This window comes from Cyclobacterium sp. L-R (genome assembly GCF_056859355.1).
This window is the reverse complement of sequence record NZ_JBSXOH010000083.1, coordinates 47,666-64,774: the sequence shown is the minus strand read 5'-3', so window position 1 is coordinate 64,774 and position 17,109 is coordinate 47,666. Positions and strand designations below refer to the sequence as shown.

At 38.9% G+C, this 17,109-nt stretch carries 11 protein-coding genes and 1 tRNA gene; 2 read left to right on the top strand and 10 right to left on the bottom strand.

Annotated elements, in window-relative coordinates; genetic code table 11:
• Positions 1–35: 35 nt before the first annotated feature.
• The 5 genes from AC13EX_RS15505 to AC13EX_RS15485 all read right to left on the bottom strand — a co-directional run bounded on the left by AC13EX_RS15505 (position 36) and on the right by AC13EX_RS15485 (position 6,513).
• A complete protein-coding gene (locus AC13EX_RS15505; RefSeq protein ID WP_482893384.1) occupies positions 36–1,238 on the bottom strand; it encodes a glycoside hydrolase family 57 protein in 1,203 nt (400 codons plus the stop codon).
• 3 nt (positions 1,239–1,241) lie between these two features.
• Positions 1,242–2,522 (bottom strand): glycosyltransferase family 4 protein, encoded by a 1,281-nt coding sequence (locus AC13EX_RS15500; protein ID WP_048640833.1) that lies wholly within the window; start codon positions 2,520–2,522, stop codon positions 1,242–1,244.
• 11 nt (positions 2,523–2,533) lie between these two features.
• The gene (locus AC13EX_RS15495; protein WP_482893383.1) at positions 2,534–4,450 is read right to left on the bottom strand and encodes an amylo-alpha-1,6-glucosidase; all 1,917 of its coding nucleotides are present in this window, start codon (positions 4,448–4,450) and stop codon (positions 2,534–2,536) included.
• Positions 4,451–5,016: 566 nt separating this feature from the next.
• Positions 5,017–5,092, bottom strand: a tRNA-His gene (locus AC13EX_RS15490).
• Between the two features lie 74 nt (positions 5,093–5,166).
• Complete coding sequence (locus tag AC13EX_RS15485; RefSeq protein WP_482893382.1) at positions 5,167–6,513, bottom strand: dihydroorotase; 1,347 nt, start codon at positions 6,511–6,513, stop codon at positions 5,167–5,169.
• Between the two features lie 70 nt (positions 6,514–6,583).
• On the opposite strand from AC13EX_RS15485, the gene AC13EX_RS15480 reads away from it, so the two are divergent.
• On the top strand, positions 6,584–7,936 hold the full coding sequence (locus AC13EX_RS15480; RefSeq protein ID WP_482893381.1) for a DEAD/DEAH box helicase: 1,353 nt from the start codon (positions 6,584–6,586) through the stop codon (positions 7,934–7,936).
• 87 nt (positions 7,937–8,023) lie between these two features.
• On the opposite strand, the gene AC13EX_RS15475 is transcribed toward AC13EX_RS15480, so the two are convergent.
• The 4 genes from AC13EX_RS15475 to AC13EX_RS15460 all read right to left on the bottom strand — a co-directional run bounded on the left by AC13EX_RS15475 (position 8,024) and on the right by AC13EX_RS15460 (position 12,255).
• Positions 8,024–8,878 (bottom strand): alpha/beta hydrolase, encoded by an 855-nt coding sequence (locus AC13EX_RS15475; RefSeq protein ID WP_482893380.1) that lies wholly within the window; start codon positions 8,876–8,878, stop codon positions 8,024–8,026.
• 106 nt (positions 8,879–8,984) lie between these two features.
• Positions 8,985–9,440 carry a DinB family protein gene (locus AC13EX_RS15470; protein WP_482893379.1) on the bottom strand — a complete coding sequence of 152 codons (456 nt, stop codon included), beginning with the start codon at positions 9,438–9,440 and terminating at the stop codon, positions 8,985–8,987.
• 109 nt (positions 9,441–9,549) lie between these two features.
• Positions 9,550–10,137 carry a hypothetical protein gene (locus AC13EX_RS15465; protein ID WP_048644355.1) on the bottom strand — a complete coding sequence of 196 codons (588 nt, stop codon included), beginning with the start codon at positions 10,135–10,137 and terminating at the stop codon, positions 9,550–9,552.
• A gap of 618 nt (positions 10,138–10,755) precedes the next feature.
• Complete coding sequence (locus AC13EX_RS15460; RefSeq protein WP_482893378.1) at positions 10,756–12,255, bottom strand: M28 family metallopeptidase; 1,500 nt, start codon at positions 12,253–12,255, stop codon at positions 10,756–10,758.
• 175 nt (positions 12,256–12,430) lie between these two features.
• On the opposite strand from AC13EX_RS15460, the gene gcvP reads away from it, so the two are divergent.
• On the top strand, positions 12,431–15,319 hold the full coding sequence (gene gcvP, locus AC13EX_RS15455) for an aminomethyl-transferring glycine dehydrogenase (protein ID WP_482893377.1): 2,889 nt from the start codon (positions 12,431–12,433) through the stop codon (positions 15,317–15,319).
• Between the two features lie 288 nt (positions 15,320–15,607).
• Here the strand turns inward: gcvP and fumC are convergent, their stop codons facing one another.
• Positions 15,608–17,008, bottom strand: coding sequence for a class II fumarate hydratase (fumC, locus tag AC13EX_RS15450; RefSeq protein WP_482893375.1), 1,401 nt, complete (start codon positions 17,006–17,008; stop codon positions 15,608–15,610).
• Positions 17,009–17,109: the final 101 nt, after the last annotated feature.

Here is a 17,109-nt window from a genome sequence, read left to right as displayed (position 1 = left end):
GGGATGCTCAAATTAATATCAAGGTTGTAAAAAATTTACACCTTCGCTTTTTCTGCCTGCTTTAATCTCAAAATAAAATCACTGAGTACATTCATGTAATTTATAAACGCTTCATATGGGCTCTCGTAAGGGCTAAAATAAGCGTGAATATCTCCGTCGGAGAAAAATTTCGTACACATATAATAGAAATGATCACTGGTCTGCAAGTAGCGCCAGTCCTTATAGATATCAGGATCATTTGCGTTTTTAACTTGCTTTTCCAATTCGAAAAGCCTGTCAAAAGCCTCATCCTGAAGATCATTGCCTAACCAAGCGGTCAAATCTCGCTCTTCATCAGCCCATGAAATAGGAATAGGCACATCTATTTGTCCTACTGGGGAGGCATTCCCTATTACTTCAGACGGGGTAGAAAAATTGAAATTTGTCTGGCTAAGAATTGCTTCAGGAAGGTCTCTCATAAAATCAAAAATCCCTGTCTCTTTCCATTGGTGTTCACCGAATGTTTCATAATCCATAAACAGGTTAATGACTTCATCCTCCTTTGGTACTTGGTTTATCCAGCTGATAAATTTATCAGTAGTAAGTGGGTAGTCTGTCCATGTTTTTTCTCCAAACCTAAAAGCGATATCATCACTTAATCTGAAATTTTTAAGCAAAACCTTCAGTTTAGGTTCTATTGCATTTACATATACAAAATTGGGGCTTTTCCAGCCAAGGATATGTTTGGCGCCTTCTGAAAGGATGCCTTCAAAGCCCATATCAGCTACCATTTTCCCAATATCATCTGAATAAATCAACTCAGTATTCCTAAACACTTTTGGTTTGTACCCATTAAAGTGATGTTGAATTTTTTCCTGATGCAGACTTACCATGTCTTTAAACTCAGTTTCACTTTTAAGTGCACAAAGTGAGTGCCCATAGGTTTCGTTGAGTAATTCAACATGACCAGTAGCTACCAGCTCCTGAAAGCTATGCAATACTTCCGGCGCATAAGCCTCCATCTGGTCGAGAACAGTCCCAGACAACGAAAAGCATACCTTAAACTTACCATCATATTTCCTGATCAATTCCAACAACAGTTGGTTCATCGGAAGGTAACATTTTTTAGCTACCTTATTCATGATGTTTCTGTTCGAGTAATCATCCCAATAATCATGATCGTCCCCAATTTCAAAAAAGCGATAGGGTTTCAATCTGAAGGGTTGATGTACTTGAAAATAAAAACAAATGGTTCTCATATTCTATTGGTTAACGGTTTGCTTATAAATACCTATTACCTTCTCGGCAACGTGCTCCCATTTGAGCCTTTTTAATTCTTCTCTTCCCATTTCCTTAAACATTTTGGAGATACCATTGTAATGCAAGAGTGCAAATATGGCATCCGCCATGGCATCAGTGTCCCAAAAATCTACTTTTACAGCATTTTGTAGAACTTCCGCTACTCCAGACTGTTTGGAAATGATTACTGGAGTATTGTGTCTTACGGCTTCCAAGGGGGATATACCAAAAGGCTCTGAAACAGAAGGCATAACATACACATCACTCAGGGCAAACATTGTATCTACATCATCCCCTTTAAGAAATCCAGTAAAATGAAATTTTGTACCTATCCTCAACTCCGCGACTCTTTGAATCATACGATTCAAAAGATCTCCTGACCCTGCCATCACAAACCGGACATTATCGTCTTTTTGGATTACTTTTGCAGCTGCCTCCACAAAATACTCAGGTCCTTTCTGGAAAGTTATCCTTCCTAAAAAGGTGACTATTTTTTCAGGTACCTTTTTCACTACATTTGACTTAATAATACTGGCATCCAATACAGCATTGTGAACCACTGTAACTTTCTCTTCAGGAATGCCATACTTAGAGACAATGGTATTTTTTGTAAGCTGGCTTACTGCGATAATTTTATCGGCCGCTTCCATCCCTGCCTTTTCAATATCATAAACCCTTTGGTTAACGGTCTGCCCTGATCGGTCAAACTCTGTGGCATGAACATGAGCTATCATTGGTTTACCACTTATCTGCTTGGCAGCTATACCTGCAGGAAATGAAAGCCAATCATGGGCATGAATCAAATCAAATTTTTTATTCTTAGCGATTTGCGCAGCTACCAAAGCATAACGGGACACCTCTAAGATAAGGTCTTTACCGTATTTACCACTAAAACTAAACTTATTAGCAAGCACACTGGATTCGAGTTCATCCTGATCTTTTAAAAGACGCTCGGTGTGATTATGATATTCCTCTGGGCTTAGATAAGGCACAAGAAAAGAGCTTACTTCAAGGTAGGTGAGGCTTTTCCATATATCCCGAAAACGACGTTCCCGATAATCTATTTCAACTTCACTCGCATTTACAAATTCAGCCAATGGATCTTCATCCCCCCATAACTTTGGGACAACAAAAATCAGGTCTTGTTTGTGGTGGTCCATTCCTTTCACCAAACCGTAGCAGGCAGTACCTAAGCCACCGGAAATATGAGGAGGAAATTCCCAACCAAACATTAATACTTTCATATATGGTCCCTTTACAAGTTGTTGATTAAATATTTCATCCTTAACAATTCACCTACACTCCAAGCTTGTGATATGGCTCCTTTTGGCCTATGAGGAGGGTCACCTTCATAAATCTCCGCTATCGTTCCTATCCCATATTGTGTCATCACCTCATCAAAGCTACTGATCATATTTTCCACCAGTTTCTTGCCTTGCTTTCCATGTAGTTTCAAATACCCTTCAGCAAAATGGCCCAATAACCAAGGCCATGCTGTTCCCTGATGATAGGCATTGTCCCTTTCATATTGATCACCTTTATAATAGCCTTTGTATCTTGGATCACTAGGAGCCAAGGTTCTTAGCCCCCTGTGAGTGAATAAATTAGTTTTCACTATTTCTAAAACCTTGTCCTTATGCTCATCGCTCAATGGACTATAGGGCAAAGAGGTAGCGAAGACCATATTTGGTCTTATTGACCAATCTTTTTCTTCACCATCTATGACATCTGCCAGGTATCCCTTCTTTTCAGACCAAAAGCCCTCCACAAAGGATATTGCTACTTTGTCTGCTAACTCACGAATAGATTCATCACCTGTCATTTCATGGTAAAAGCACAAAGCATTGTACCACAAGGCATTGATTTCCACTGGACAACCAATTCTTGGTGTCACAGGGCCATCTTTGGTTACCGCATCCATCCATGTCAGGCCAACACCTTCTACACCTCCACTTATAAGACCATTTTCTTTAACATGAATTTTGAATTCGGTTCCTTTAATAAAACCATCAATAATTCCTTTGCACTTGTCTATGTATTTTGACTGTATGGTTTCCTTGTCCCCTGTAAAGATAATGTACTGCTGAAGCGACCAGAAAAACCACAATGGCGCATCAATTGAGTTCATATTAGTCAATACTCCACTCCCCACATTTGGGAACATGGCTCCCTTTAAATCTTTGGACATAGAGTCCATGACATCTAAAAAGGTTTGATTGTCTCCCATTGTCAGGGTCAAACCGGGCAAAGCGATAAAGGTATCTCTTCCCCACCAGCCAAACCAAGGATATCCTGCTATCACACGTGTCTCCCCATCTCTTCTACTTATAAACTGTCCTGCAGAATTTTTTAAGCAGTTTTCGAAATTATCTCTGGGAATCCTTCTCTTTATTTCTTCATTAAATTTAGTATGAAGTTTACCTGTATCAGCAACTTTTAATCCTGCGGAAAAGACCACCGAGTCCCCTTTCTTCATATCAAACTCAAAATACCCGGGCACATAAAGGTCTTCTTGGTAATCATAACCACGTTCTATTTCTCGAATGTATTCGATATTATAAAACCAATTTGGCACAGGAACGAAATCGTTGCCAATTGAAACCTGAAGAGACAAAGGGTCATAGGCATCATAAAGCTGTACCTGAACCCCATTGTCAATTTTTTTAATTTTCTTATTTACATACGTATTGGCCTTTGAAAGAGCATGGTAGCCCCTAAAGGCAAGAAATGGGTTAATTCTTAACTTGGTAGGAATAATTGCTTCGACCATGGTATACCTGATCATTACCCGGTCTTCCGTTGAATCTAAAATAATTTCCTTATCTAAAATCACTCCTCCTACCCTGTAAGTAAGTTTGGGTATGGGTTCAGAATCAAAATCTTCAAGGTATTTATGGCCTCGAGGAGAATAGGTTCCTGGATATTTATTGATGCCCAAATTAAAGACAGCGTCTTTTTGAACAATGGTTTCATGCACATTAGAAAGCAGTACATGCAACTGCCCATCTATTTGAGGTTGTGGGGCGACCAAAAGTCCATGATACTTTCGGGTATTGCAGCCGATAATCGTTGTACTCGTATAGCAACCCAATGGGTTGGATCGTATTATCTCCTTATCTAAAGAATAATTAAGGTTGATGAGTTGAGTCTTATCGAAGTGTATATAGCTCATTTAAACAAAAGTTTGAGGTTTTTATAAAAATACTTTAATACTTCGTAAAGAAAAATATTTGACTTAAAAACTAGAGTAAATAAGTTAAATGATAGCTAAGGAGCGAAAATTTGAGCAAAAAAAAAGAACTCAACTAGAGTTCTTTCGGAATTAAATATTTTTAACTACTTATTAGGCACTTTCCTTTTGAATTTTCTCAAAATTCCTGATTGATTCCTCAAATTTAATCATGTACATCTGAACGTGGTTTAGATTAACATACCTGATTTGGGGAATTTTTTTTGAAGGCTGAAGTAACTTAAACATGATCTACTAAAATTAAATGAATCTATAATAAACGCTAATCAAATAACATGCCATTAATTAAAGATAGCGTTTTCAATACGAACAAATTGCAGACACTCCTTAAGACATATCCTAACTTACTGTTTTTCAATCATTCAAAGGTAAAATAATAATCGCTTTTCATCTATTTGTATTCACCTTAAAACGGATGTTATGGATTAACAAATAACAGGCTATGGCTATAAAAAAAACAACCCTCCCTAATAAAAGGGAGGGCTTGAGGGTGAAAGACCGGTTTCGAACCGGCGACCTCTGGATCCACAAACCAGCGCTCTAACCAGCTGAGCTACAATCACCATTTTTAACATTTTCTGATTCTTTTATCAGATAGGAATGCAAAGGTAATATCCTTTTTTCAGTCACGCAATAGATTAACCCACATTTCTTGAAAATTTAAGTCTTCTTCCGTTTATTTCTTCGTTAAACACTCCGTTTTCATAGGCCAAATGTCCGGACACAATGGTGTGAGTGACTTTTGATCGGAAGGTTTGTCCTTCAAAAGGAGACCAACCACACTTAGATAACACATTGTCTCTCTTTACTTCCCATGGGGAGTCCAAGTCTACCAACACTAAATCCGCAAAATAACCTTCCCTTAAATACCCACGTTTTTCAATCTCAAACAGTATGGCTACATTATGGCTTGTTTTTTCTACAATTTTTTCCAAGCTAATCTTTCCATCATGGTACATTTCCAGTAAAGCAGGCAATCCATGCTGTAAAAGTGGACCTCCAGATGGTGCTTTGAGATAAGACTGTTCTTTTTCTTCAATAGTATGAGGGGCATGATCTGTAGCAATAACATCAATATTCCCTTCCAATACGCCTTTTACAATTAATGCCCTATCCTCTGAAGTTTTGATCGCTGGATTCCATTTGATAAAATTCCCTTTCGTTTTGTAATCTTCTTCAGAAAACCACAAATGATGGATACAGGCTTCTGCTGTAATTCTTTTTTCTGAAAGAGGTAGACTATTATCAAATAAAGCAACTTCCTTACCAGTACTTATATGCAATACATGAAGTTTGGTCCCAAACGTCTTAGCCATTTCAACGACAGTTTTTGATGCATCATAGCAGGCTTCTTCAGTTCTGATCTTAGGATGAAGCTTGGCAGGGATATTCTCACCATATTCTTTCTTATAGCGCTCCAGGTTAGCTTTAATTATATTGTCATTCTCACTATGGGTAGCTATCAAAATAGGGCATTCTTTGAATATAGCCTCCAGACTGTCCGGGTTATCCACTAACATGTTCCCTGTAGAGGAACCTTGGAAAACCTTTACTCCACAGACATTTGCAGCATCTACACTTTTAATGGTTTCTATATTGGTATTTGTAGCCCCCAAATAAAAAGAGTAATTTGCTAGAGATCTTTGTGCTGCAATTGAATATTTTTCTTCCAGAAGTTCATGTGTTGTACTTTGTGGAATCGTGTTAGGCATTTCCATAAAGCTGGTAACACCTCCCGACACGGCTGTTTTACTTTCTGTATAGATCTCTGCCTTATGGGTCAACCCTGGTTCTCTGAAATGAACTTGATCATCAATCAATCCTGGCAAAAGGTATTTCCCATTGGCATTTATCTCTATATCTGCCTCCTTACCTGAGAGATCTCCACCAACTGAATAAATCAAGCCCTCCTTTATATACACATCACCACGTATAATCTTACCTTCATTTACTATATTTGCATCACGTATAAGTATTCTTTTCATAGCATTTGTTTTTAATGGGTGGGTGCATGGGTCGAAACACCTCTTAAAATTTCCCTAAATTTATAAAATCATGTCCGATCAGCTATCATCTTTTGATAATTTTAAACTTAACAACCAACTTTTGAACGCTGTGAAGGAAATAGGTTATGAAAAACCTACTCCCATTCAGCAGAAAGCCATACCCTTGGCCTTGGCAGGACATGATATTTTAGGTATTGCTCAAACAGGCACAGGAAAGACTGCTGCTTATGTACTGCCTTTGCTCTATAAGGTAAAGTACGCACAAGGTCATCACCCTAGAGCGCTGATAATGGCGCCAACCCGAGAGCTCGTTATGCAAATCGAAGAAGCCATAATGGAGTTTGGAAAATACACCGACCTGAGATATGTATGCCTTTATGGAGGCCTTGGCCCAAAACCGCAAATAGAAAAGCTTCAGGAAGGCGTAGATATAATCATCGCTACACCAGGCAGATTCAATGACCTTTATCAAAAAGGCGAAATATATACCAGAGACATTAAAACGATGGTTTTGGATGAAGCCGACAAGATGCTAGACATGGGTTTTCTTCCCCAAATAAAGGCCATTCTTGAGATCATCCCAGTCAAACGTCAAAATCTTTTGTTTTCAGCAACATTTAGCCAGCGAGTAGAAAATCTCTCTCATGAATTCTTAGAATTTCCTGAGAGAGTAGAAGTAGCTCCTCAAGCTACAACAGCTAAAACCATCGCACAAATAAAATATTTCGTTCCCAATATCAGGACCAAGTTAAGCTTGCTTGAAGGACTGGTCATGGAAGAGGATTTTGAAAGGGGCATAATTTTTACCAAGTCTCGTAAAAATGCAGATACCGTACACAATTACCTACAAGGTCATCATTCAGGAACAATCCGGGTTATTCACGCCAATAAAGGCCAGAATACACGAATAAACAGCATGGACGACTTCAAAAAAGGAGAAGTCAAAATCCTTGTAGCTACCGATGTAGCCGCCAGAGGTCTTGATGTAAGTATGGTGAGTCATGTTATCAATTTTGACGTTCCTTTGATATATGAGGATTATGTCCACCGAATAGGACGAACAGGAAGAGCTGAAAATGTTGGCAAGGCGGCCACCTTTATCAATCCTGCCGAAGCATTTCACTTCGAGAAAATAGAAACGATCATAAGAATGCTAGTGCCTGAAGAACCAATCCCTGCAGACGTTACCATACATGAAACTCCTTTCGAAGAAAAACAAGGGTACGAAAGAGAAATAGACAAGCAGAAAAGAGGCGATGACCCTGACTTCAAAGGGGCTTTTCATGAAAAAAAGGGGTATGCCAAACCCTTTAAGGAAAAGGAAGAGAAGCGAGGCAATAAAAACAGTAAAGCCAAAAGGAACAGAAATCAAATGAAGAAAAAAAGCAAGCATAAAAAGTAACAGCTGAATTAAATCCAGCCGTTTACTTTTTATGCTTGCCATTTACTGTAACTGTATTCCTACAATATATTTTTTTCAGTTACTTTATTATTGGTGGAAAGTCTGTGAAATAAACCCAAGTACCTGCGGAAGGGATGCTCTCCAATAAGTCCAATTATGGGCTCCGTCACGAATTCTGAATTCATGAGGTATTTCCTTTTTCTTCATTGCTATATGCACTAGGCTGTTTCCTTCATAAAGAAAATCGTCATCTCCACAATCAAAAAACCATTTTACTGATTTAATCTTTTCAATATCATTAACTTCTAATTGTCTTAAAGCCTGATGCTTGTCAAAATATTCTTTTAATTGTCTTTTATCCTTTACTTCTCCCTCATATCTTTTAATAAAATCATCAAACGAAGTATTTCTCAATGAGGCACTAAGTGGACAGGCAGAGGAGAACAAATCCGGCCGATGCATGGCATAGAAATAGGTGCCACCACCACCCATTGACAAGCCAGATATGGCTCTGTATTTTTTCACACTTTTGATACGGTATTGTGCTTCTACATAAGGCATTAATTCTTCAAAAAAGAAATCCTCATAACGCCATTCGTTTTTTATATCATTAAAATAACCTCTCTGACCAGTATTGGCATCTGGCATAACAATGATCATTGGGGTAGCTGTTCCATCTTCAAAAGCCTTGTCTGCGATCCGTTGCACCTCACCAAATTGAACCCATCCTGTTTGGTCATCTCCTGCCCCATGTAATAAATAAAGCACTGGGTAGGATCGCTGGGAATACTCATAACCCGGTGGTAAATAGATAGCAAACTTTCTCTCCATACCAAGAATCTTGCTATTCATCGTTAAGGCATCAAACACCCTACTCTCCTGAGCAAACAGACCTGACAGTGTGACAAAAAACAATGGCAAAAGAATACGTATAATTTTCATTGTTGTTTTTATTTAGTTTCGGGGGGAAGAAATAAAGCATTCACCTATTCAACATCCCTTTGTTAACACCTCTAATAATTTGTAATTAAAAAAAGTCTTTTTCTATTTAAACGAATTTACGAATACTCATCATATAGCCTAAATGTAGGCCTTCGTGGTAATTATTGAAAACAATAGCATCTTCTACAGAACTCAGATGAAAACCGGTTTTGGTAGTTCGCTCATGAAAAGAAATAAACTTCCCACTATTATAATCTGATTCTGTTTGGGCTATTAAATCAATTAACAGCTTTTTCATTTCCATTATTTCCTCAGCCCCTACAGGCTTGTCAGGCTTTGTTCCAATCCCATATTTACCGAACATCTCATCGGACACATGAGCTTCTAGCCCTGTACTTTTGTAAACTAGCCCTTGTTGGCCGACAATTACATGCCCAATATTCCACACAAGGTTATTGTTAAAACCCTCTGGAATTTTATTTAATTGTTCCACAGTATAACCTTCTAGAAATTTCAAGTAAAGACTCCTGCTGGTCTTCCAGGTTTTAAATGTTGCTTTCATTAATAATCATAATAGTTGGAAAAGCTTTTCATCTCCTGACACATCATTTGCTCCAATCTTATCAGGCTACTTAAAGCAATAAACAAAAAAAAGTAAGGCCGTCAATCGTTTAATCTTTTGGAGGACTAATCATAATATGAGCCCTGTGAGTACCAGGGTTCATTATCCAAGGCATTCCTGGCACATCAGGCTTTAAAGCCAATCCAGTACTTTCCTGAGTGGCCCAAGGAATATAAACCACATACCTGAGATAGGTATTGTCCACTTTTCCTTTGCTGGCATCAAAATCAGACTTTTCAGCGGATAGCACATAAAGAGAGGAAGGGGCAGATGGCATTTCCAATTTTCCGCTCTTGGCTTCTTCTTCACGAATATCGAATATTTGCTTAAAATTCTTCCCTTCCTTTTTCAACTCCCTGCCTCTTTCCATAAAAGGCTCAAGGGCTTCATGGTAACAGGATACGCTAAAGCCATCTGAGTTTGGATCATCCGCAATACAAATCATCCCATTACTACCTTCCCTTAATACTGCCCAGTCCCCACTACTATCGTAGCCATATACTTTAGCATCTTTCCTGAATTCATCAGGGGCAGCCAAAACCGCAGTTTTTATTTGAGTAGATTTATCAGGAATTTGTTGCGCATTTACCTTTCCTAATAGGCAAACTACAAAAAGACTTAGGAATATTTTTTTCATGATCATCGCTACTGTTTCAGGATATAAATAATTAATCAATATACTCAATCTTTTGATTTCATTGAAAAATTATCCAGAAAACCTTTAACCCAGATTATGTAATAGGATTTCTCCGCCCTGACAATGTCAGGGGTGAAGCCTGTCCCGTGTTTACGGGAAGTGTTGCAATCGAAGGAAAATCGGTCTGTTTAGAGATTTTGACATAGCACCGCTATGGTGAAATTGAAAACAGCAACGAAGTGGCTGATTTTGAAGCGATTTCAGCATGTAATAGATTGGCTATTGCATATTTCGGGTTTAAACCTCATTTGCAAACAGACCCTTAACAACATTTGGGTTTCTTGCGCTCATGATTCTTAAGAATGATACCAAAACATTAAGCTGAAGAGCCTTAAAAGCCAGATTCGAGGACTTAAAAAAACCCAGGTAAAGCAACTATCTTGAACCTATACCAATTCCCTTCACACTCGACCTTATGAATTAGCCCCGAAAGCAATCAAAGGTTTTTGAAGCCATTTCATTACATCGTAGTTGGTGGTCTATTCATTTTGTGGAATAAAAAAAAGGATTGAGACTAAAGCCCAATCCTTTTTTAAAGACCGTCACTACTGAACAATATTAACGTTCATTCCGGTTATTTGTACCATCTACAGGAGTTCTATGCTCTCTATTGGCCAAATCCCAAGCTGTATGAAAAATTAACCTTGCCCTCTTTTCCATCAAGTCAAACTCAATTTTATCCACCGTATCTGTTGGCTGATGATAATCATCATGAACACCATTGAAAAAGAAAATTACTGGGATATTATGTTTGGCAAAATTATAATGGTCAGATCGGTAATAGAATCTATTCGGATCATCCTCTGCATCATACCTATAATCCAAAATAAGATTGGTATAGGTAATGTTATTGTATTCATTGATAACTTTTAATTGAGAGGACAACATCTCGGAACCAATCACATATACATAATCTTGGTTTTCTGCATCTTGGTATTCATAATCAATCCTACCCACCATATCAATATTGATATTGTTAACGGTATTTTCCAGAGGGAATATTGGGTTTTCTGAATAGTATTCAGATCCAAGCAGTCCTTTTTCCTCACCGGTAACATTCAAAAATAGCACACTCCTTCTTGGCTTGTATCCATCCTTTGCTGCTTGAGAAAATGCTTCAGCTATTTCCATCACTGACACGGTACCAGACCCATCATCATCAGCACCATTATTGATCTCGCCAGCGCTATTGACACCTACATGGTCATAATGTGAAGAAATCACAAGTACTTCTTCTTTTTTGTCAGTACCTTCAAGAAAAGCCATAACATTCTCAGTATCCACTATATCTTTTTGCTTCACCACTTTGTAGACAACTTTCTGGGAAGGAATAACCGAAGGGTCATTTTTAGCTGCTTCTTTCAAGTCTTCTACTGCTGTGCCAAAAAGTTCTCCCATTTTTATAGAGCTAACCATAAATACAGGTTTTTGCTCTGTTGGTTTATCAAAACCCATCCGACCTTTGCCGGTTAAGCTTTTGTACCTATTGGCCATTCTGTCAAAGTTTGCCTGTCCTTCCATGGTAACGATAATAGCTCCTGCTGCACCTGCCTCCATTATCATTTCAATAGATTCCCCTACACTTTGACCTATAGCCCATAAGCCTACAAGTTTGCCTAACACATTTACTTTTGACAGGTTATCCTCAGAAGCCAAGCCTAAAAAAACCAATTCTGATTTCTTTTTCTTCTTCATATCGGCATCTCCTATAAAGACAAAATCCTCATTCAAAGTCAAATTGTTCTTACCTACTTTGAGAGACACTTCCTTCCAACTAACACTTGACAACTGGAATGGCTGCACATAACTTCCATTTACTGGGCCTTTCAGGTTTTTTTTCTGATAAAAATCTATCAGGTATTCTGCCGCAAGTTTCTGCCCTTCCGATCCTGTATCTCTTCCTTTCAGCTCATCTGAAGCAATATAAGTCAAATGTTTTTTTAGATCACCTGCCTGAATTGTTGAAGCATATTTTAATGATAGGTCTTCCTGACCAAAAATCGGGTAGGAGAAGGAAGCAAAAAGTAATACTGCTACTAAGATTGATTTATTTTTCATTTTTGTTTTTTAAGTAAATGGGTTTAGCATTACCTGCCAAGCCCAGAAAATTCAATAGGCTAATAAGAAGATATTTAAGCGTGAATTAAATACCTAAATCAGCTAATATTTTTAACTTTGCAAGCTGTTACAAGATACATTGGCCTGGCCAAAATTAATCATATTTTATCTTTTTATGAAAATCAATCTCGCTTCATCCGAAAAATTTAGAAATAGACATATTTCACCTTCTGAAAAGGATCTTCAGGCCATGCTCAAAACAATAGGAGTAGACTCTTTAGAAACATTAATAGATGAAACCATCCCGCAGAACATCCGATTAAAACATCCCCTACAACTCCCTCCTCCACTATCTGAAAATTTATTTCTAAAATCTTTTAAGACTACCGTAGGTAAAAACCAAATTTTCAAATCTTATATTGGTTTAGGATATTATGATACACTGCTACCAGGAGTAATTCAGCGAAACATCCTAGAGAACCCAGGATGGTACACTGCTTACACGCCTTATCAAGCTGAAATTGCACAAGGAAGATTGGAAGCATTGATTAATTTTCAGACCATGGTCAGTGAACTTACTGGAATGGAGTTGGCCAATGCCTCTTTACTTGATGAGGGAACAGCCGCAGCAGAAGCAATGACCATGCTGTACGCCAGCAAAGGAAGAAGCAAGAAAAAAGCGACTACTTTTTTTATTGATGAAAAGGTCTTTGAACAGACAAAAGAGGTATTAAAAACCAGAGCTTCCCCTGTAGGAATAGCCTTAAAAATTGGACCTTTATCTGACCTTGATCTGACCGACCCAGACTTATTTGGTGTATTGTTACAGTACCCCAATTCTGATGGCGAGGTTATTAATTACAATGGCTTGGTAGCATCTGCCAAAGAAAATGAAGTTTCCACTGCTTTTAGCACCGATCTTTTAAGCCTTACCTTGCTTAAACCTCCCGGAGAAATGGGGGCTGATGTAGTCATAGGAAGTACGCAGAGATTTGGTATTCCTATGGGATTTGGTGGACCACATGCCGCATTTTTCGCCACAAAGGAAGCCTACAAAAGACAAATACCGGGTAGAATTATAGGCGTATCTGTGGACAAGTCAGGTAATAATGCTTATAGGATGGCCTTGCAGACAAGAGAACAACATATCAAAAGAGAAAGAGCCACTTCCAATATTTGTACTGCACAGGTTTTACTAGCCGTAATGGCGGGCATGTATGCTGTTTACCACGGACCAAAGGGGCTTAAGGCAATTGCTTCACGTACTCACGGACTTGCTGTAATGACTGCAGAATGGCTAAAACTATTGGGCTTCGAACAGGTAAATGAAGCTTACTTCGACACCATACGCATAAATGTAGATGAAGTACAGAAAGAAAAAATTCGTGCTTTTGCTTTGTCTAAGAAACTTAACTTCAGGTATGAAAACAACTATATTTTATTAAGTTTTGACCAAGCAAAAACAAGACAAGATGTTGTTGAAATCTTTGAAGTGTTTGCAAAATCCACGAATAAACTTCAACTGGAAATTCCTGAAATTCCTAGTCAGATTGAATCTACCATTCCTTCAAGCCTAGAACGTGAGTCCAAATACCTTGAACATGAGGTATTCCAAAAATACCATTCGGAGCATGAAATGCTACGTTATCTAAAAAAACTGGAGAACAAAGATCTTTCTTTGGTGCACTCAATGATCTCTTTGGGATCGTGCACCATGAAGCTCAATGCAACAACGGAAATGATCCCAGTCACCTGGCCGGAAATTGGTCAACTACACCCATTTGCTCCACAGAATCAGGCTGCGGGTTATTATGAAATGTTCCAAGATCTACGCAATTGGTTAAGCGAAATCACTGGATTTGCTGATACTTCCCTACAGCCCAATTCAGGTGCTCAAGGAGAATATGCAGGCCTGATGGTAATACGTGCCTATCACCAAAATCGTAACGAAGAGTTTAGAAACGTTGTCCTTATACCTTCATCTGCACATGGAACTAATCCCGCTTCTGCGGTTATGGCAGGCATGAAAGTGGTGATCATCCCATGCGATGAGAAAGGAAATATAGATGTACCAGCTTTCAAGGAAAAAGCGGCAGCTCACAAAGACCAACTTGCAGCCCTTATGATTACTTATCCATCTACACATGGTGTATTTGAAGAAGCCATCAGAGAGATCTGTGACCTTGTACATGAGTATGGTGGACAGGTTTACATGGATGGAGCAAATATGAATGCCCAGGTAGGACTTACCAGTCCTGGAATGATTGGCGCTGATGTTTGCCACCTTAACCTCCACAAAACCTTTTGCATTCCTCACGGCGGAGGTGGACCAGGTATAGGACCAATATGTGTAGCCAAGCACTTGGTTCCTTTTCTTCCTGGAAATCCTTTTGTTAAAACTGGAGGAACTGCTGCCATCACCCCAATATCTGCTGCTCCTTTCGGTAGTGCAAGCATCCTACCTATCCCTTATGCATACATCGCTATGATGGGAGAGGAAGGCTTGTCCAAAGCCACCAAAGTAGCCATTCTAAACGCCAATTATATTAAAAAGCGTCTTGAATCTGATTTCCCTATCCTATATACAGGCACTAATGGACGAGCAGCACATGAAATGATCCTCGATTGTAGGTCATTTAAAGAATTTGGGGTAGAAGTAGAAGACATAGCAAAAAGACTAATGGATTATGGCTTTCATGCTCCTACCGTTTCTTTCCCTGTACCGGGTACACTTATGGTGGAACCTACAGAGTCAGAATCAAAAGAAGAGTTGGATAGATTTTGCGATGCAATGCTTTCCATTCGTCAAGAGATTAGAGAGGTAGTAGAAGGAATTGCTGACAAGTCCTCTAATGTATTGAAGAATGCACCACACACGGCGGCAATCATTATCTCCGACAACTGGGATTTCCCTTATAGTAGAGAAAAAGCTGCTTATCCTTTGCCTTTTGTCAAAGAGAGCAAGTTTTGGCCATCTGTTGGAAGAATTGATGCGGCCTATGGTGACCGTAATCTAATGTGCAGTTGTATTCCTACATCTGAATTTTCAACTGAGGAAGTTTAACCCGGATTATGTAATAGGATTTCTCCGTCCTGACAATAGTCAGGGGTGAAGCCTGTCCCGTGTTTACGGGAAGTGTTGCAATCGCAAGAAAATCGGTCTGTTTGGATTTTTTAGCATAGCACCGCTATGGTGAAATATCCAAACAGCAACGAAGTGGCTGATTTTGAAGCGATTTCAGCACGTAATAGATTGTCTATTGCATATTTCGGGTTTAAAAACCTAAGGTCTAAAAAGTAAAAACCCCAATTAGCTATAGCCAATTGGGGTTTTTACTTTTTCTAGTAACATTTATTTTAAACTTCCTGTCATGTTTTCAGGTTTCACCCATTCGTCAAATTGTTCGTTGGTCAATAACTCAAGGGAGATCGCTGCCTCTCTCAAGCTAGTACCTTCCTTATGTGCTTTCTTGGCTATTTTAGCTGCATTTTCATAACCGATATGTGGGTTAAGCGCAGTAACCAGCATCAGGCTGTTTTCAAGATGCCTTTTTATAAATGGAATATTAGGCTCAATTCCTACCACACAATTGTCCGTAAAGGAAACACAAGCATCTCCTAATAGTCTGGCAGAGTTTAGTAAATTATTCACCATCATTGGCTTGAATACATTGAGTTCAAACTGACCACTCATGCCTCCTACAGAAACTGCTGTATCATTGCCTATTACTTGCGCGCAAACCATGGTCATGGCTTCTACTTGAGTAGGATTTACTTTTCCTGGCATAATAGAAGAGCCTGGCTCATTTTCAGGAATAAGGATTTCACCAATTCCAGACCTTGGGCCGGAAGACAACATTCTTACATCATTGGCGATTTTCATAAGGCTTACAGCCAACTGTTTTAATGCCCCATGAGTTTCAACGATGGCATCATGCGCTGCCAAAGCTTCAAACTTATTGGGTGCAGTAATAAAAGGATTTCCAGAAAAGTGAGCGATTTTCTCTGCTACCAACTTGGCATAACCATTGGGTGTATTCAGTCCTGTCCCTACAGCTGTACCTCCTAATGCCAACTCAGACAAATGAGGAAGGGTGTTTTCTATCGCCTTAATGGCATGATTCAACTGCGCCACATACCCAGAAAATTCTTGTCCAAGGGTCAATGGAGTAGCATCCATAAAGTGGGTTCTCCCAATTTTGACCACTGCCATAAATTCCTCAGATTTAGCCTGAAGTGTATCCCTAAGTTTTTTAACTCCTTGCAGGGTAGTCTCTGCCACCATTTTATAGGCTGCAATATGCATGGCCGTTGGAAAGGTGTCATTGGAGGACTGGGACTTGTTCACATCATCATTGGGATGAATTTTCTTCTTTTCATCCTGTAAACTCCCACCCAATAGCACATGAGAACGATAAGCCACTACCTCGTTAACATTCATATTGGACTGGGTGCCTGAACCTGTTTGCCATACAACAAGAGGAAATTGATCATCAAGTTTTCCCTCAAGGATCTCATCACAAGTTTGGCTAATTATGTCTGCTTTCTCCGGACTCAAAACCCCCAATTCGGCATTGGTCTTGGCAGCAGATTTCTTTAGAATGGCAAAAGCGTGAATGATCTCCAAAGGCATTTGGTGTTTCACACCACCAATTTTAAAATTATTAACAGATCTTTGGGTTTGAGCACCCCAGTATTTATCGGCTGGCACCTCTACTGGCCCCATGGTATCTTTCTCTATCCTGTATTCCATTATAATATGTATTGATAATTTATAAATTGACTAATTATTCTGCTAAAATACGACAGGTCAGGCATAATCCATAAAGCAAGAAGAAATTCTTAATGCAAATT